Below are 16,754 nucleotides of genomic sequence, written 5' to 3' on the forward strand. Positions count from 1 at the left end.
GACCATATCGAACAAGCATTATGTTCGATAGGTTGACTTTCGAACACACTTTGCGTGCAATTGCTTCATGGGTACCACTGAACGACACCGCAAGATCGCCGCCGCCGTGCGAGAGGCGCGCGAACTCAGCGTGGCCGAGCTGGCCGAGCTCACCGAGTGCTCCGAGATGACGGTGCGCCGCGACCTGGAGATCCTGGCCGAACAGGGCGTCTTGGAGCGGTTCCGCGGCGGTGCGCGCAGTCTGCTCCTCCGCGGCGAGGAACCGCCGTTCGCGCTACGGGCGCAGGAGGGGGCGGAGGTCAAGCGCCGGATCGCGGCGGACGTCGCCGCGTTGATCGCCGACGGGGAGTCCGTCGTCATCGACAGCGGGACGACCTGCCTGGAAGTCGCCAAGGCACTGCGCGAGCGCCGCGTCACCGTCATGCCGCTGTCGCTGCACGCCGCCAACGCGCTGACCGGCGCACCGTCCGTGCGGTTGCTGTTCCCGGGCGGTGAACCGAGGCCCGGCGAGCTGGCGCTGACCGGACCCCTCACGGAAGCGTCGCTCGCGGCGGTCCGCTTCGACACGGCCGTCATCGGTTGCTGCGGTCTCACCGCCGACGACGGGCTGACCGCCTACGATCTCGCCGACGCGGCCGTCAAGCGCGCGGCGATCGCCTCCGCCCGGCGCACCATCGCCGTCGCCGAGGCGGCGAAGCTTTCTCGCACTGCCCTGGCGTTCGTGGCGCCCCCCACCGCGCTCCACGCCGTCGTCACCGACGAGACGGCGCCGACCGGGGTGACCGACGCCCTGGTGGCGGCCGGCGTCACCGTACGGAAGGTGTGAGACAGACCATGGCGTCCCAAGGCACGGTCCTGTTCGATCTGTTCGGCGTCATCGCACAGCACCAGTCGTCGGAGATGAGAAAAGTGCTCGTCTCGACCGCCGGGGCGCCCGCGCCCGCTTTCTGGGACGCGTACTGGCGGCTGCGCCCACCGTACGACCGGGGTGAGCTGACCGGTCCGGGCTACTGGCGCGAAGTGGGGACGGTACTGGGCACCCGGTTCGACGCCGCACGGATCGGGGCGCTCATCGAGGCCGATGTCTCCAGCTGGAGCGGGGTCGACGGGGAGATGGTGGGGCTCGTCGAGGAGCTCGCGGCAGCGGGCGGGCGCCTCGGCCTGCTCTCCAACATCCCACCCGAGCTGGCCACGCATTACGAGGCGCACCACTCCTGGCTGAGCTGCTTCGAAGTATGCGGGTTCTCCTGCAGGATCGGTCGCGCCAAACCCGACCCGGGCGCGTACGCGTGGTGCGTGCGGATGCTCGGCGGGCGACCGGCGGACGTGCTCTTCGTGGACGACAGGGAGGAGAACGTGGACGCGGCGCGTGCCGTCGGCCTGCGCGGTGCGCTGTTCACCGGCGTGGCCGATCTGCGCGCGACGCTGCGCGAGCACCGGCTCGACGCAGCCTCCCCGGGCCGAGGTCTGACCGAAGACTGACCGCGGGGCTGACGTCGCGCGGAGGGGTGCAGGGCTTTGCCACCCGGCAGTGGCGGGCCCTGCGCCTGTGCGGCCCCGATGCCGCGGCCGGAACAGTTCACCGGATCGCGGCCACCGCCGGAATCACCGGTGCCAGGTGCCGGGTGCAGGGTGCAGGGTGCAGGGTGAGGCGATCACGCTTCGGTGGAGTCGTCGGCGAAGGCGGTGCGCAGGTATGCGGCCGCCTGCTCGAGTGCGCGGCTCCCCGCGTCGAGGGCACCGGCCATGGCGAAGAATCCGTGGGCGACGCCCGGGTAGCGCGTGGACTCCACCGGTACACCGCTGTCGCGGAGGCGTTGGGCGTACTGTTCGCCCTCGTCGCGCAGCGGGTCGTACTCGGCGGTGATGACCAGAGCCTGCGGCAGACCTGTGAGGCTGGAAGCGCGCAGCGGGGATACGAGAGGGTTTTCCCCCTCCTCCGGGGAGCTCAGGTAGTTGTCCCAATACCACTGTACGGACTTGTCGTTGAACAGGAGCGGATCGGTGTACTCGCGGCGGGACGGGGTGTCCGCGAGATAGTCGGTATTGGGGTAGACGAGCAGTTGGGCCAGGATGGCCGGACCGCCGGCGTCCCGCGCCATGAGGGTCACCGCGGCGGTGAGGTTGCCGCCGGCGCTGTCACCGCCGACAGCCATGCGCGAAGCGTCGCCGCCCAGGCGTGCGGCGTTCTCGGCGGTCCAGCGCAGGGCCGCGTAGCAGTCCTGGAGCGCGGCGGGGAACTTGTCCTCCGGCGCCAGGCGGTATCCCACCGCGACGGTGAGGCAGCCTGCGGCATTGGTCAGTCTCCGGCAGATCGCGTCGCTCGTCTCGACGCTCCCCAGTGTCCAGCCGCCGCCGAAGAAGTAGACCAGTACGGGCAGGGGACCTGGTCCCGCGTCGGGCCGATAGACGCGGACGAGCAGGGTTCCGGCGGGCCCCGGTATCGACTCCTCGAACACCTCGCGTACGGGTTCAGGAACACCGGCGCCGGCCTGGACAGCGGCCAGATCGGCCGCCCGGGCCTCGGCGAGCGTCATGTCGTACAACGGCCTGGCACCTTGCGCGGCGCGCTGGTCGTACAGGGCTTGGAACTGCGGATCAAATGCCACGGTCTCTCCCGATCGGTCCGACTCAGCTCTAGAGGGGGTCCAGCTCGCCCAAGCCCATGACACGCAGGGCGTGGTTCGCCATGTGGAGGTGACCGGCCGCGTTCGGGTGCGCCGGGTCGTCGAGCCACGCGATCGGGTCAGCCGTGCCGTAGTGCTCCAGCCAGTGGGCTTCGTGGTCGACGAGCAGTGCGCCGGTGTCCTTCGCGATGTCCCGTACGGCCTGGCAGTACAGGGGAAGTGCCGCGCGCCGCTCCGGTCCGAGAAACCGACCAACACCGGCGTATGGACGACGACCTGCGTCCGGGGGCCCGCCCCGGTGATGATCCGGCGCATCGCGTCGTGGAACTCGTGCAGCCCCTCCTCCCCGGCGAGGCAGTCGTTGGTGCCGAGGGACACGGACAGCACGTCGGGCTCGAACCGGCCGATGAGGCGGTCATGGGACGCGAGTACGTCGACCGCGCCCCACGCGCAGACCCCGGTGTTGACCACGACGTCGGTGAGCCGGCCCAGCTGCCACCGGACACGCTCGTGCAGGTGCTCGACCCAACCGCGCGCGCCATGGGTGTGCAGCGCGGCCTGGGTGATGCTGTCCCCCGTCGCCACCCAGGTCATGGGTCCGTCCGACAGCCTGATCACGGCGTGCACCTCCCGTCCGGTCGCCGCATCTGCCTGGCGACCGCGATGTCCTGACAGTAGGCCATGCTGCCCGCACAAGATCATCTGCGCAATACGCTCCAGTCGGCGGCGCCACCCTCGGCCTGGCCGCGGACAGGACCGGGCCGGCCCGAGGTGCTCGGCGAGCGCCTCGACGTCGTCCACCGAGGCGGACGCGCGGTAGGTGGCGGGGTCCCGGTGGGCGGTCGAGCCACCGGTTCCCCTGCGGTTCATACGGACCGTTGTCCGTCCCGGGCAGGCAGTCGGCCACCGACGTACGCGGGGGGGAATCGGACTGCCTCGTCCTTGCCTTCGCCCTTCTGGTCAGCGGGTGCGGTGGGGACGCGTCAGAGCCCGCGCGTCCGACCAGGATCCGCCTCCGATCGACACATCCCCCGGTAGTCGAGAGCGTCGCTCTCTACGGGGCTCTCAGCTCGGCGGTCAGCGTCAAGCTGTGCGGGAGCGCCGCGCAAGACTGGTGGAAGCGGTCGACGAGGTCGATCTGGCTGGTGTCGGCGGGTCCGCGTACCCAGTCATCCAGCGCGCACTCGAATGCGGAGACGAGCATGTCGAGAGCGAGTCGGGGGCGCAGGTCGTCCGGCGTCTCGATGTCGAACCGGCGGTGCAGAGTGGCCACCGCCGTATGGGTCGTGACGCGGCAGAAGTGCAGGCCGTGCGCGTCCATGGACGGATTCTCGGCAGCAAGTCGGCGGCTGAGCCGGACGCGGCCCGCCCAGTCGTCGGCGTCCATCCGGTCCAGGGCGGACGACAGCGCCTCTTGCAGGATTTCCCATAGCCGTGGGCTGTTCGGCTCGCAGGCTTTCAGCGTGTCGAGGAAGGCGCGCCACAGGTCCTGTGTCGGGGCCATGGCGACGTCCTCCTTGCTGGTGAAGTACCGGAAGAAGGTGCGTTTGGAGACGTCGACCGCGGCGCACAGCTCGTCGAGGGTCACTCCGTTGAAGCCTCGTTCGGTGAAGAGTTCGAGCGAGGTGTCGATCAGGACCCGGCGCGTGCGCTGCTTTTTGCGCTCGCGCAAGGGGAGCTGGCTGCTCGGGCCTGCGGGGAGCTGAGGCACGTGTGTCATGCCCGCAGTGTAACCCCGGGAGCGATTGCCACTTGCAGGCGATTGCCACTGAGTGGCATAAAGGAGGTTCGCTTCCGGCGTTCCTCTGCGAAAGGTGTTTGTATGCGTGCGCTTCTCGTCGACCGCTCCGCCCCGGGTGGACTTCGGCTCGGGCCAGCCCCTGATCCGCAACCTGGTCCTCATCAGGCGCTGATACGAGTCGCGGCGACCTCGCTCAACTACGGCGAGGTCAGGTTCGCTCTGCGGGATGCCCCCGAGGGCGCGGTCCTGGGGTGGGACGCGGCGGGGGTGGTACTGGAAGCCGCCGCCGATGGGTCCGGCCCGCCGGCGGGGACTCCGGTGGTCACGCTCGGCGTCGCCGGTGCCTGGGCGGAGCTGCGTGCCGTCGACACCACCTGGATCGGTACGGCGCGGGCCGGATCCGACCTCGGAGCCCTCAGTACCGTTCCCGTGGCGGGGGCCAGCGCGCTGCGGGCCCTGCACCGCCTCGGGGCGATCCTCGGCAGGCGCGTCCTGGTCACCGGTGCCACGGGCGGCACCGGGCGCTATGCCGTTCAGCTCGCGCGACGTGCCGGTGCGTACGTCATCGCCTCCACCGGCGACCCTCGGAAGTACGGGGACGCGCTGCTTGCGCAGGGGGCGCATGAGGTGGTGGCCGGGCCGCGTGAAGTCGAGAAGCCGGTGGACGGTGTCGTCGACATGGTGGGAGGGCCGCACCTCGTCGATGCCTACGCCTTGTTGGCGGAGGGCGGCACGCTCGTCGCCGTCGGACACTCCGCGCACGAGGGCGAATCGTTCCCCTACGGCGCCCTGTTCGGGGACGGAGGGCGGCATGACCGCTCTGTCGTCTCCTTCTCGCTGCCGGCCTGTGCGGGACTGGCACCCGACCTGGGGTGGCTCGCGGACGAAGTCGCCGCGGGGCGCCTCGACCCGAACATCTCCTGGCGCGGCGGGTGGAAGAGGGCGGCTAACGCGGTCGACGCCCTGCTGGAACGCCGTCTTCACGGCAAAGCCGTCCTGGAGCTGCCCTGACCTGCGGCCAGACGTCTGGCGGGGAGGGAATGCGGTGGCCCGAATGATCACGCCTGCGCCCGTGCCTTCTGGCCGCACGATCACCGACAAGCGTCATGAGCAGTGGGACGCTGCACAGCGAGAGGCTTTCCATGCGCGTCATCAGAATCGATGAGTTCGGCGGCCCCGAGGTCCTGCGGATCGGCGAAGCCCCCGACAGAGAACGAAGAAGCGGCGAGGTTCTGATCCGTGCCGTCGCGACGAGCATCAACCCGGTCGACGACAAGACTCGCGAGGGTGCCGTCGGGGACGGTACCCCGCCACTGCCGATGACTCTCGGCTGGGATCTGGCGGGAACCGTGGTGGACGGCGGTTCCAGTGGCCTGCCTGCCGGTGCATCGGTTCTCGCCATGTCGCATCAGCTGAGCACGGGCCGTGGCACATGGGCCGACCTCGTAGCGATGCCGGCCGCAGCGGTCGCCCTCGCACCGACGACTGTCAGCCCGCTGGAGGCTGCCACCCTGCCGCTGCCCGGCTTGAGCGCATTGCAGACACTCCGCTGGCTCGCCGTGTCGGCGGGGCGGCGGCTGCTCATCACCGGTGCCGGCGGCGCGGTCGGCGGTCTGGCACTGCAGATCGCCCGATTCCGCGGTGTGCGCGCCGATGCGCTGGTATCGCGCCCCGAGCACATCGACTGGGCTCGGCGCTGCGGGGCTGAGTTCGTCACCGCCGACCCGGGTGACCTGCGGGACCGCGCCTACGACGCGGTCCTCGATACCTTCGGGGCTTTCGTCACAGACGCTGTGGCCGACGGCGGACGGTATGCCTCGATCGCTACCCAGGCCGGGCCCGTACCCGATCTGTCACAGCGACGCGTGCACACGACGGTTCATCAAGTACGCGAGGACGGAGCGGGAATCGCGGAGCTGGCCGGACTCGTCGACCGAGGTGCTCTCAGGCTGCGCACCGATTCCGTGTTCGCCTTGAGGGAGATTCAGACGGCGCACCGGCACTTCCTTCGAGGCGGCCTGAAGGGGAAGGTGGTCATCACCTTCTGACCCCCCAGCTCCTGCGCCTCCCGGGTTTCCGGCTTTCTGCGCCCTGCCGGGCTCGCTGTGCCTGTACGTCGAGTCCCCGGGAGCGCCGGGGCGGTGGGAGCGGGCCGACGAGGGGCGGCAGGACTCGCTAGTGAGTACGCCTGTCCGGCATGCTCCGGTCAAGTTCCGCGGCCCAGCGTTCCGACCACCGGTGCAGACCGTTCAACTCGTCGCAGGCTCCCCGGCCCAGTGCCGTGAGGCGGTATCCACTCTCCGCGTCCCGCTCGATGAGCAGGGCTTCCTGCAGTTCCGTCAGGCGCTGCTGGAGAACGCTGGACGACATGCGCTCGCACTGCTGCTGCAGGGGCCGGAACCCGAGGGGGCCGTCGCGAAGTTCCCACAGGACACGCAGCGTCCAGCGCCGGCCGAAGAGGTCGAGAGCGGCCATGAGCGGCCGCCCTGTGGAGGATCCACGCACGGGACGTCCGGGCGTGGGAGCCGCCTTCGTCACGTTCATCGCTCCCTGTCTCCTCATGGTGCTTCGGTTTCAGAAACCGTACTCTCCTTCCGGTGCTTCGAAAATCGAAGCGCCGGAAGGAGGAGCATGTGACCGCCCGGATCTCACCATTCGACCCCCCGTACAGTGCGGAGGTCGCGACCCTGCTGAGGCGCATGATGCCGTCAGGGGAGGCGCCCATCGCGCTGTTCCGGACCTATGCGCACAACCTGCCTCTGGCGGAAGCGCTGCACTCCTGGGGCTCGTACCAGCTCAGCAGCAGACTGAGCCTCGGCATCAGAGACCGCGAGATCGTCATCGACCGCACCTGCGCCCTGTGCGGCTGCGAATACGAGTGGGGCGTGCACGTCGCCCGATTCGCCTCGCGCGCCGCACTCACCGACGCCCAGATCGCCTCCCTCACGCACGGGTCCAGTGCCGACCCCTGTTGGACGGCGGAACGCGACCGACTGCTCGTCGACGCCGCCGATGCCCTGCACGCGGGCCACGACATCGACGACGATCTCTGGGAGCGCCTCGCCGCCGAGTTCGATCCCGCGCAGATCCTCGACCTGCTGATGCTGTGCGGCTGGTATCACGCCATCAGCTACACGGCCCGAGCCGTCCGGCTGCCCGGCGAGCCTGGTGCGCCGCGTTTCCGGGACTTCCCGCCGCCTGGCCCGTCGGGCGTCGGCCCTGCGAGGTGAACTCCGCCGACCTGCGCCCTCCATGGTGCCGACCGACCTGCTCGGCTGTTCGGGCGCCGCAATCATGTAGGACAGCTTAAGGCACGTACATGATTCTTTGATGGTGCTTACGGTTCGCCGCAGGCATCGTTCCCTGAGACGGAAAATCCGGAGGAGAGCGAACGTGAACAGCGCCGCAAGCAGAAAACCGACCTTGGTCTGGGCAGGAGCACATGCTCTTCGTGAGGACAGGACAGCGATATGACCACCCTGACCGTGTCCACCTCCACCGCTGCGTCGGCGCGTGTGAACTGCATCGTGATCGGTATCGCCGAGAATGCCGGGAAGCCCGTCCTGGCGCCCGGAGCGCATGCCTTGGACGAGGCGTTCGACGGCAGGCTGACCGAGATGGTCCATGTCCTCGGCATGTCCGGCGCGCAGGGCGAGACGCTGAAGCTGCCGGCCCCGAGCGGCTTCGAGGCCGGCCTCGTCCTGGCGGTCGGCCTGGGTGACGCCCCTGACGCGAGCGGATACACCAGCGAGGCACTGCGCCGGGCCACCGGTGAAGCGGCCCGTGCCCTGGCAGGGACCGAGCGGGCCGCCCTGGTCCTGCCCGCCTCCACCGTCGAGGCGGCAGAGGCGGTGGCCCTGGGCGGACTGCTCGGCTCCTACGCATACACCGCCCACCGTGCGCCCGATGACGACGGGCGCCCCGTTGGCACCTTGCAGATCCTCACCACCGACGAGGCCCGCGACGTCGTGACGGCAGGCGTCCGCCGCGGCACCGTGATCGCTCAGGAGGTGAACCGCGCACGCGATCTCGTCAATGCGCCGGCGAACCATCTGACTCCGGAGACCTTTGCCGCCTCCGTGCAGACGGTCGGCGCAGAACACGGGTTGGCCGTCGAGGTGCTCGACGAGAAGGCACTCGCCGAGAACTCCTACGGCGGCATCCTCGGCGTCGGCCAGGGCTCGGCCAGACCGCCTCGCCTCGTCAGGATCACCCACACCCACCCGGAGGCGCACACGACCCTGGCCTTCGTCGGCAAGGGCATCACCTACGACTCCGGTGGGATCTCGTTGAAGCCGGTCGGCTTCAACGAGATCATGAAACGGGACATGGCCGGTGCCGCCGCGGTGTTCACCGCCGTCGTGGCCGCAGCCCGCCTCGGACTGCCGGTCAACATCACAGGATGGCTGCCACTCGCCGAGAACATGCCGTCCGGATCGGCCACTCGGCCGGGAGACGTTCTGCGGATGTACGGAGGACGGACCGTCGAGGTCCGTAACACCGATGCCGAAGGGCGCCTGGTTCTCGCCGATGCGATGGTCCGCGCCGGCGAGGACGGCCCGGACGCCCTCGTGGACGTGGCCACCCTGACCGCGGCGATGAAGATGGCCCTGGGCCACCGCACGTTCGGCGTGATGTCCGATGACGAGACGTTCAGGGGCCACGTCGTGGATGCCGCTGGGCGAGCCGGCGAACAGGCATGGCCCATGCCGCTGCCGGCCGACCTTCGCGAAGGCATGAACACCCCGGTGGCGGACATCGCCAACACCGGCGAGCGGATGGGCGGAGGACTGGTCGCCGGCCTGTTCCTCAAGGAATTCGCGCCGGCCGGCATCCCCTGGGCCCACATCGACATCGCCGGTCCGGCCTTCCACGAAGGAGCACCCTACGGCTACACCCCCAGCGGCGGCACCGGCTCCGCGGTGCGGACCCTGGTGCGGCTGGCTGAGGACGTCGCGACCGACGCACTGCACCCGTTCCCCACACCCAGGTGAGCCGCATCGTGCCCTCCCTCCGCCCTGTCACCACAGCCGCGGCCCCCGCACCCTTCGGCCACTACGCGCAGGCCACGGTCACACCGGACGGCACCATCTGGGTCTCGGCGCAGCTGCCCATCGGGGGCGGCGTCCTGGCCGAATCCACCGTCTCCGATCAGACCCGCCAGGCACTGTCCCATGTCCTGTCCGTCGTGGAGGCCGCCGGGGGGCAGGCCGACTCGGTGGCCAGAGTTACCCTCTACCTCACGGACATCGCGGACTGGGAAGCCGTGGACGCCGTGTTCGGTGAGGTGTTCGGCGCGCATCGCCCGGCACGAGCCGTGGTCCAGGTGACGGGGTTGCACCATGGGTTCAGCGTGGCCTGTGACGCCGTCGCGCACCGCCTCCCCCCATCGCCGTCGCACCAGCAGCCCTCTCACGGTGCCGCAGTCCGAGAAGGAGGCCGGCGTTGAGGATCCTCTATCAGGTCGACGCCTTCACCCGTACCCCGTTCACCGGCAATCCAGCGGGCGTGGTGCTGGCCGCGGAGGGTATGACGGATGCCGACATGCTCGCGGTCGCGCGGGAACTCAACAACTCCGAGACGGCCTTCGTCCTGCCTGCGGACGATGCCGACCACGACGTGCGCGTCCGCTTCTTCACACCGACGACGGAGGTGCCCTCATGCGGACACGCCACCGTCGGGGCGCACTTCGCCAGGGCGGTCGAGTACGGACTGCCGTCGTGCTCACTGAGACAGAAGACGGGGAGCGGCCTGATCCAACGCGTGGAGATCCAGCGCGACGGGGAACGCGTCCGGATCGGCATGCACCAGGGAACGGCTGAGTTCGGGCCAGAGCTGGACGGCAATCGAGTGGACCGGCTCCTTCACGCACTGGGAAGCGACACCAGGGACCTCGCCGGCAACGGCCCCGTCCAGATCGTCTCGACCGGCCACTCCAAAGTGATCGTGGAACTCCGCGACCGCGCCGCCGTCGACGCGCTGCGGCCGGATGCGGCCGCACTGACCGCGCTCAGCCATGAGGTCGGCAGCAACGGCTACTTCGTCTTCACCCGCGCCACCTCCGACCCCGGCCTGCTGTCCTGGTCCCGGATGTTCGCACCGGCCATCGGCATCACCGAAGACCCGGTCACCGGAAACGGGCACGGTCCCCTCGGCGCCTACCTCGTACGGCACGGCATCGTGCCGGCACCAGCCGGGCGGCTCGTCTTCACCGGTCGCCAAGGAGCGGCGATGGGCAGACCCGGTGATGTCCGGGTATGCGTCGACAGGGGGCCCGACGGCACACTCCTGGTGACCATCACCGGTGATGCGGTGACCGCGTTCCGGGCCGAGCTCCCCCACGGGGTGGAACCGAGGAGGGACAACTGAGACAGCCTGTGCGCTTGCATCTGCTGCGTGCCCGGCCGCTGCGTCCAGGTGGGAGGAGTGCGATCGGTTTCCAGCTGGAAGCTGGGGCGGGGCGTTGCTGTTCCCGAACCTACAGCCGGACCCACTCCGGCTCGCGTCAACTTCTCAGCCTCGACCGACGGGGCCTCGCTCGCCTCGGCCAGGAAAACTCCAGCGCGGGAGAGACGCCGCCGACCTGGAGAAGGAGACTTCTCATAGAACTTCGTGGCACTCAAGCGCGCGGGTGCGAGAGTCTCAGGTCACCTGCCAGGAGGCCTCCCGGTCGCAACCTGGGAAGATGACGCCATGCTGCAGGTCTGTCTCAACGGTGCTCGAAGCCGCGCCGAGTGTTCCCATCTCCCGGTGACCCCCGGCGAACTGGCGGCGGCGGCCCGCGAGGCTGTCGCCGCCGGCGCCGAGGACATCCATCTGCACCCCAAGGACCGCGACGGCCGGGACACGCTGGAATCCGCCGCCGTCGCCGCAGCGGTCAGCGCGGTACGAGCCGCAGTCCCGGGCGTCCCCCTTGGGGTCACCACCGGCGCATGGGCCACGGCGGACCCTTTGGCCCGCGCCGCGCAGGTCCGGGCCTGGACCGTGCTCCCTGACCACGCCTCCGTCAACTGGCATGAGGACGGCGCCACCGATGTGGCCGCGGCCCTGCTGGACCGGCGGGTCGGTATCGAAGCCGGTATCTACTCCGGCACTCCCGCGGCACACCGGTTCCTGGACTGGCCCGAATCCCGCCGAGTCCTGCGCGTCCTGGCCGAGATCACCGAGACCACCCTGCAGGATGCGGCCCATGCCGCTGCCGACCTGCTGGGCGAACTCGAATCAGTCGTCACGCCCATCCTCCTGCACGGCGAAGACGCCGCTGCCTGGCCCATCCTCCGCCTCGCGGCCTCCCGCGGCCTGGACACCCGAATCGGCCTGGAAGACGTGCTCCACCTTCCCGACGGCACCCCCGCCCCGGACAACGCCGCCCTCGTCTGCGCAGCCCGCGAGACCATCCAGCACTCACGCAGGGCACACCCTAGCCAGCCGTGATCACGTGCTCCTCATGAGCTCCTTGACCCAGATCATGGAGGCGCGGAGGTGGAGGCCGATTACCCGGCGCGCTGGGTTGTCTCCCCGGCCTGGGCGGGTACGGCCGACAAGGAGACGGTGCAGGAGGCACAGCGTCGGGCCTGGGCCGGGACGGGGCTGAGGCATTCGGGGCAGTCCCGCTTGGGTGCCTGGACGTCGTGGTGCGGGGCGAGGCGCTCGTGCAGCTTGTTGATGGGCAGCACGACCAGGAAGTACAGGGCGAAGGCGAGGAGGAGGAAACTGATCGCCGCGTTGATGAAGGCGCCGTAGGGGAACTCGGTGGCACCCACGGCGAAGGTCTTGCGGCTCATGTCGCCCGTGACGCCGGTGGCCAACCCGACCAGCGGTGTCAGGAAGGCGCCGACGAACCCGTTCACCACCGCGGTGAACGCCGCCCCGATGACGATGCCGACGGCCAGGTCGACCACGTTGCCGCGCAGGATGAAACTGCGGAAGCCCTTCACCTTCTCCTCCTTGAGGTTCTTGGACGTCGACGCGTAGCCCGCGGTTGCGGCCATCCGCCCCTTTCCCGCATGCCCTGCCACTGTTGACCAATGCCTGCTGGTGGTGGGCGGAGGACGGAGCACGCACCGGTATCCGACACGGGAACCGGGAGAAGCACAGAGATCGCTTTCTCGCGTCTCTGCGAGGCGGCAAGGGACACGTGTTCTTCGCGCGGCGAACCCTCGTTGGTCTCTGGCCTGGCGGGTAGGCGGGGGTACATCTGTCGGCGGTGCGGAAAGGGGCGGTCGTGGCTGGAGCGTTGGTTGCGGGCGGATGGGGCCTGTTCGCGGGCGCGGCTTTGCTGGTGGGGGCTGCTATCGGCTCGCTGGTGCGGGTCCCTCCACGGCTGATCGCCCTGGTCATGGCATTCGGCAGTGGAGTGCTGATGGCGGCGGTGTCGTTCGAGCTGATCTCTGAGGCGTACGAACGCTCCGGGATGTGGCCGGTGGTGGCCGGGGCGGTCGGCGGTGCGGCCGTGTACTCGGGGGCCAACGCCCTGCTGGCGCGGCGCGGTGCTCAGCACCGGAAACGCTCCGGGGAACAGCAGCCGTCCGAGGCCGAGGCGCCTGGATCGGGCAACGCCATCGCTTTGGGGGCGCTGCTGGACGGAGTCCCGGAGTCGGTGGTGATCGGCACCAGTCTGCTGGGCGGCGGGCAGCTGGGGGCGGCGACGGTGGGGGCGGTGTTCATCAGCAACCTCCCCGAGGGACTTGCGAGCGCCGCCGGGATGCGCAGTGCCGGGCGCAGCCGCCGGTACGTTTTCATCCTGTGGGGAAGCATCGCCGTGATCAGCGGTCTGGCCGCGCTGGCCGGATACGCCCTGCTGGGCGGGGCGTCCGAGGCGGTCATGGCGGTGATCACGGCCGTGGCGGGCGGAGCGATCCTGGCGATGATCGCCGACACGATGATCCCCGAGGCATACAGCAAGGTGCACCTGCTGACGGGATTGGTCACCGTGATCGGATTCCTGTCGGCGTTCGCCCTGTCTCACCTGTAGGTATGGCGGGGAGAGGGCCCCATGAGCCTCGGGCTCCGCTGCGCTCTGGTCGGCTCGGACCACCAGCAGCCAGCCGGTTCGATGACGCGGGTCTGGAAGCCGGCCGCTTCCGCGATCGCGGACAGTGCGCTGTCCAGTGCCTGGTGCAGACCGGGTAGTTCCGTACGCGGCTCCCCTATCGTCCTGGTAACCGTGAGCGTGGATGACGGCACGAAAGATCCCCTTCGAGCGCCATCCCAGCAGCACCCCCTCGTTCTCCTTCACCTGAAGGCTCAGGTTGCCCGCGGGGTTTGGTTCGTCGAACCCTGCCTGGGCCAGCACACGGCGGATCTCCTCGAAGAGCCGTTGGTCATCGCGCGCACCGGTCACTGTAGAAGCCCGCCGTTCGTCTTCCGGAGGTCGCTGTGGGATACACCCAGCGCAAGGGGACGCCATCTCCGCCCGGCCCAGGTATCTCTTCGCGAACCAGTTCCGAGATTTGCTGTGACGCTCGGGAAACGAGGTCGCCCACCGACTCCTCGGTACTGCCGTGATTGAGTGCCGCCCAACGGCGCTTATCCACTCTTCACCTTCTCCGCATGCTCGGCGCGTTATGGCGCGATGGCTGCACGATGGCCGCCATTCGTGTCGCCCGTGCGGTGCCGCGCCGGTCAGCGGCCCGCATTGGTGTCGGTGGCATCCTGGATGGAGGCGTCGGCGTTGCGCTTGACGGAGTCGATGCCGTTCAGACAGGTGCGATGGCTCTCGTAGTGCTCGCTCGTCGCGATCGCCTGCCCGTTCGTTGCGATCAGAACGAAGGGATACTCCTTGCCCGGCTGGTGCCGGACCTCGGAACGAGCCGCGATGGCAGACCCCTCCCTGTTTGAAATGTGCACGCCGCTGTCACGGCGCGCGCATCCTGCGACCCGCCGGTCATTCGCCGGCCAGTTGGGTCAGCCCCAGCGCAGAAGGAGGCGGGGCGCCGTCCGGACCAAGGCGGCAGCGGCCAGGCCGATGGCGGCGCCGGCAGCGACGTCGGAGGGGTAGTGAGCGCCGCTGTGGACCCGCTCGATCGCCACCAGCGCCGTCGGTACGGCGCACGCGGCACCCGCCCACGGCCAGGAGGGCGCGACGGCAACCGTGAACGCGACGGCGGCTGCCGTGTGCCCGGAGGGGAAGGAGGAGCTGTCGGGCCGGTCCTCGACATCGTCGTGCGGAATCCACTCCTTCGGCGGACGACGCCGCTCCACGAGCTGCTTCGCGACCCCGTTGGAGAGCAGTTCCGCCGCTGCCATGCTCATGATCCCGGCGGCTGCGGCTTTGCGACCCCTCCATCCGCCGCCGGCCGTCATGATCGCGGCGGCGGCCCACCATAGCTTCGTGTGCTCGGCCGCTTCCTCGACCGACGGCAGCATCTGGCGGGCCCAGTCGGAGTCCCAGGCAGCCATACGCCGGGTCAGCCGATGATCACTGTCGCGTAGTTCCCTCAGGATTCCCATGCCGTGCCTCTTGCCCGCCTGCGGCCCCTCCACACAGTGAGCGTTTTCCAGCCTCACGTTGATGCGAAGTGGATGAGTCGCCTCGGCCGTTTATGAAGGTGGGGTCAGCACGGCGGTTCCCCCGGGCGGGCAGTCGATGAGGCGCTGGGCGAGGGCCGCGCGTCGTGCCGCTTCGAGGAAGGCCGACAGCGGTGACTTCATCACCGTGTACTCCTCGTAGTGGATCGGCATCAGCCTGGTCGCGTCCACGCGGTGGACGAGCTCGACGCCCTGCCGGGCGTCCGTCGTGACGGGCGGAAGCAGCCTCCGCAGCACGGGGGGGCCGACGTGGCGGGCGGGCAGGGCCGTGATCCGCACCTGCGTGTCCGCATTGCGCAGGACGTGGGTCTGTCAGTTCGCGAGGCCACCGGCCTGCCTGAATCCGTGCAGCGTCTTCAGCCGGTGCGCCGCGTGGGGGGGTGGTGATGACCGGCACACCCTGGTCGAGGCCGCGTCGGGCGATCCGGTCGAAGTGGTCCCCGTGGAGGTGGGAGAGGACAACGGCGTCCAGCGGTGGCAGTGCCCCGATCTCACGCGCGGGATCACGAAGGCGGCGACTCGCGAGGCCGTTGCCCAGGTACGCGTACTGGCCCTTGTGCAGGAAGTTCGGGTCGGTGAGCAAGGCGAGCGTGCCGTACCTCAGCAGGAGGGTGGCGTTCCCGATGAACTCGATCTCGAGACGGTGTGTGCCGGTGGGATCCATACCGGTCCCCTTGTGATGGCCACGCGTCTACCCAACCCGTGCGAGGGACATACACGGCCGCCAAGAGGTGTGTGACGGCCCCCGTCGTTCCTGACGGCCGGACGCCCCAGGAGCAGCTGTAGAACGCTTCGGAAGGGGGCATGCCGGTAAAGATGGGTGCCCGTTCAGTACTCCAGTGCGGTTTCGTGATCTATCCGCTGGCTTCGTGGGCTGAGCGTCGTCGGTGATGGCTGTGGCGGGCTGTTGCCTGGTGGCGTCTGCGCCAGTTCGACCAGTGCAGCAGTCTGGCTGGGGATACAACTGGTGGGTTGAAGACGGCGGTGAACAGGTGGCGGATCTCCGGAACGGTCAGCGAGATCGGGTTGCTGCCCCGGGTGTGGTGATGTGGGTCGGCTGGCCGGTCGAGAGCTGCATCGGCGGCGACGGTGGCGAGGAAGGCCAGCGCGAGCATGGCGAGCGTGACGTGCCGGTGCCATGAGGTCCAGTTCCTCACCTGGTAGTGGTCCAGGCCGACTTGGCCTTTGGCGGCCTGGAAGCACTCTTCGACGCTCCAGCGGCTGCCGGCCACGCGGACGAGTTCGGCCAGCGGCGCTGCGGTGGGTGACCAGCACAGGTAGAAGGCGAGCTCCCTCGTGGTGGGGTTGCGGCGGATCAGCAGGTGGCGGTGTTCGCCGGTGTCGATATGGATCCAGGCCCAGTCGTAATAGCGCAGGCCCTTCGCGCCGGTGCCGGCGCTTTGCCGGTGCCAGGCAGCCTCGGGCAGGCGGTCGGCGACCGTGTCGGCGCGAATCGGTGTGCGGCCGGAGTTGATTCGGCCCCGGATAGAGCAGGCGACGGCCAGAACGTAGCCGGTCCCACGGGCCTCCAGGGCGGCACGAAGCTGCGGGTCCTGCCCGTATGCCTCGTCGCCGGTCACCCACGGTGCTTCCACCCCGGCGTCCAGTGCGGCGGCGATCATCTCCCAGGCCAGGCGGGGTTTGGTCGCGAACTGCACCTCGTCGGGCATCCCGGCCGCCTGGCGGCGCTCGGGATCGGTGCACCAGGAATGCTCAGGCAGGTGGAGCCGGCGGTCGATCAGCGCCCGCCCCCGACCGGTGGGGGCCTCCCCCTGAGTGGTGGACACGCTGATACTGGATCTGCTTGATCCGGAGGAAGCGAGAGACCGCCGATGGCGTTGAAGGACTATTCGGAC

General features: G+C 69.5%; 18 protein-coding genes. 10 read left to right on the top strand and 8 right to left on the bottom strand.

The features are described from left to right. The first annotated feature begins 67 nt into the window (after positions 1 to 67). Entirely contained in the window at positions 68 to 826 is a 759-nt protein-coding gene (locus ACFWUY_RS32325) for a DeoR/GlpR family DNA-binding transcription regulator (protein WP_384118204.1), read from the top strand. An 8-nt stretch (positions 827 to 834) separates the two neighbouring features. Next, the gene (locus ACFWUY_RS32330; protein ID WP_384118206.1) at positions 835 to 1,482 is read left to right on the top strand and encodes an HAD family hydrolase; all 648 of its coding nucleotides are present in this window, start codon (positions 835 to 837) and stop codon (positions 1,480 to 1,482) included. Between the two features lie 173 nt (positions 1,483 to 1,655). Here the strand turns inward: ACFWUY_RS32330 and ACFWUY_RS32335 are convergent, their stop codons facing one another. Together ACFWUY_RS32335 and ACFWUY_RS32340 are read right to left on the bottom strand one after the other, a co-directional pair. After that, complete coding sequence (locus ACFWUY_RS32335) at positions 1,656 to 3,245, bottom strand: alpha/beta hydrolase fold domain-containing protein (RefSeq protein WP_384118210.1); 1,590 nt, start codon at positions 3,243 to 3,245, stop codon at positions 1,656 to 1,658. A 436-nt stretch (positions 3,246 to 3,681) separates the two neighbouring features. Then, positions 3,682 to 4,347, bottom strand: a complete 666-nt coding sequence (locus tag ACFWUY_RS32340; protein ID WP_384118213.1) for a TetR/AcrR family transcriptional regulator — start codon at positions 4,345 to 4,347, stop codon at positions 3,682 to 3,684. Positions 4,348 to 4,449: 102 nt separating this feature from the next. Here ACFWUY_RS32340 and ACFWUY_RS32345 point away from each other — a divergent pair, with 102 nt between their 5' ends. Next, positions 4,450 to 5,379, top strand: a complete 930-nt coding sequence (locus tag ACFWUY_RS32345) for a zinc-binding dehydrogenase (protein WP_384118215.1) — start codon at positions 4,450 to 4,452, stop codon at positions 5,377 to 5,379. Between the two features lie 95 nt (positions 5,380 to 5,474). Further along, a complete protein-coding gene (locus ACFWUY_RS32350; protein WP_384118217.1) occupies positions 5,475 to 6,416 on the top strand; it encodes an NADP-dependent oxidoreductase in 942 nt (313 codons plus the stop codon). 127 nt (positions 6,417 to 6,543) lie between these two features. Here ACFWUY_RS32350 and ACFWUY_RS32355 read toward each other — a convergent pair whose 3' ends face one another. Next, on the bottom strand, positions 6,544 to 6,843 hold the full coding sequence (locus ACFWUY_RS32355) for a winged helix-turn-helix transcriptional regulator (RefSeq protein WP_384118219.1): 300 nt from the start codon (positions 6,841 to 6,843) through the stop codon (positions 6,544 to 6,546). A 158-nt stretch (positions 6,844 to 7,001) separates the two neighbouring features. Between ACFWUY_RS32355 and ACFWUY_RS32360 the strand changes: the two genes are divergently transcribed. The 5 genes from ACFWUY_RS32360 to ACFWUY_RS32380 all read left to right on the top strand — a co-directional run bounded on the left by ACFWUY_RS32360 (position 7,002) and on the right by ACFWUY_RS32380 (position 11,802). Further along, the gene (locus tag ACFWUY_RS32360; RefSeq protein WP_384118221.1) at positions 7,002 to 7,598 is read left to right on the top strand and encodes a carboxymuconolactone decarboxylase family protein; all 597 of its coding nucleotides are present in this window, start codon (positions 7,002 to 7,004) and stop codon (positions 7,596 to 7,598) included. 240 nt (positions 7,599 to 7,838) lie between these two features. Continuing rightward, on the top strand, positions 7,839 to 9,362 hold the full coding sequence (locus ACFWUY_RS32365) for a leucyl aminopeptidase (RefSeq protein WP_384118223.1): 1,524 nt from the start codon (positions 7,839 to 7,841) through the stop codon (positions 9,360 to 9,362). A gap of 8 nt (positions 9,363 to 9,370) precedes the next feature. After that, complete coding sequence (locus tag ACFWUY_RS32370) at positions 9,371 to 9,817, top strand: RidA family protein (protein ID WP_384118225.1); 447 nt, start codon at positions 9,371 to 9,373, stop codon at positions 9,815 to 9,817. Further along, positions 9,814 to 10,737, top strand: a complete 924-nt coding sequence (locus ACFWUY_RS32375) for a PhzF family phenazine biosynthesis isomerase (protein ID WP_384118227.1) — start codon at positions 9,814 to 9,816, stop codon at positions 10,735 to 10,737. Before ACFWUY_RS32370 ends, ACFWUY_RS32375 begins: the two co-directional genes overlap by 4 nt. Positions 10,738 to 11,061: 324 nt before the next feature. Beyond that, complete coding sequence (locus tag ACFWUY_RS32380) at positions 11,062 to 11,802, top strand: 3-keto-5-aminohexanoate cleavage protein (RefSeq protein ID WP_384118229.1); 741 nt, start codon at positions 11,062 to 11,064, stop codon at positions 11,800 to 11,802. A gap of 59 nt (positions 11,803 to 11,861) precedes the next feature. On the opposite strand, the gene mscL is transcribed toward ACFWUY_RS32380, so the two are convergent. After that, a complete protein-coding gene (gene mscL / locus ACFWUY_RS32385; protein ID WP_384118231.1) occupies positions 11,862 to 12,359 on the bottom strand; it encodes a large conductance mechanosensitive channel protein MscL in 498 nt (165 codons plus the stop codon). Between the two features lie 233 nt (positions 12,360 to 12,592). Between mscL and ACFWUY_RS32390 the strand changes: the two genes are divergently transcribed. Then, positions 12,593 to 13,342: a ZIP family metal transporter gene (locus ACFWUY_RS32390; RefSeq protein WP_384118233.1), complete on the top strand. Its 750-nt coding sequence runs from the start codon at positions 12,593 to 12,595 to the stop codon at positions 13,340 to 13,342. A gap of 650 nt (positions 13,343 to 13,992) precedes the next feature. Here the strand turns inward: ACFWUY_RS32390 and ACFWUY_RS32395 are convergent. The 4 genes from ACFWUY_RS32395 to ACFWUY_RS32410 all read right to left on the bottom strand — a co-directional run bounded on the left by ACFWUY_RS32395 (position 13,993) and on the right by ACFWUY_RS32410 (position 16,685). Then, positions 13,993 to 14,217, bottom strand: coding sequence for a YegP family protein (locus ACFWUY_RS32395; protein ID WP_384118235.1), 225 nt, complete (start codon positions 14,215 to 14,217; stop codon positions 13,993 to 13,995). Positions 14,218 to 14,274: 57 nt separating this feature from the next. After that, positions 14,275 to 14,769 carry a phosphatase PAP2 family protein gene (locus ACFWUY_RS32400; RefSeq protein ID WP_384118236.1) on the bottom strand — a complete coding sequence of 165 codons (495 nt, stop codon included), beginning with the start codon at positions 14,767 to 14,769 and terminating at the stop codon, positions 14,275 to 14,277. A 141-nt stretch (positions 14,770 to 14,910) separates the two neighbouring features. Further along, positions 14,911 to 15,177 (bottom strand): hypothetical protein, encoded by a 267-nt coding sequence (locus tag ACFWUY_RS32405; RefSeq protein ID WP_384118237.1) that lies wholly within the window; start codon positions 15,175 to 15,177, stop codon positions 14,911 to 14,913. Between the two features lie 575 nt (positions 15,178 to 15,752). Next, entirely contained in the window at positions 15,753 to 16,685 is a 933-nt protein-coding gene (locus ACFWUY_RS32410) for an IS701 family transposase (RefSeq protein WP_384118240.1), read from the bottom strand. Positions 16,686 to 16,754: the final 69 nt, after the last annotated feature.

Source organism: Streptomyces sp. NPDC058664, assembly GCF_042716635.1.
Taxonomy (GTDB): Bacteria; Actinomycetota; Actinomycetes; order Streptomycetales; family Streptomycetaceae; genus Streptomyces.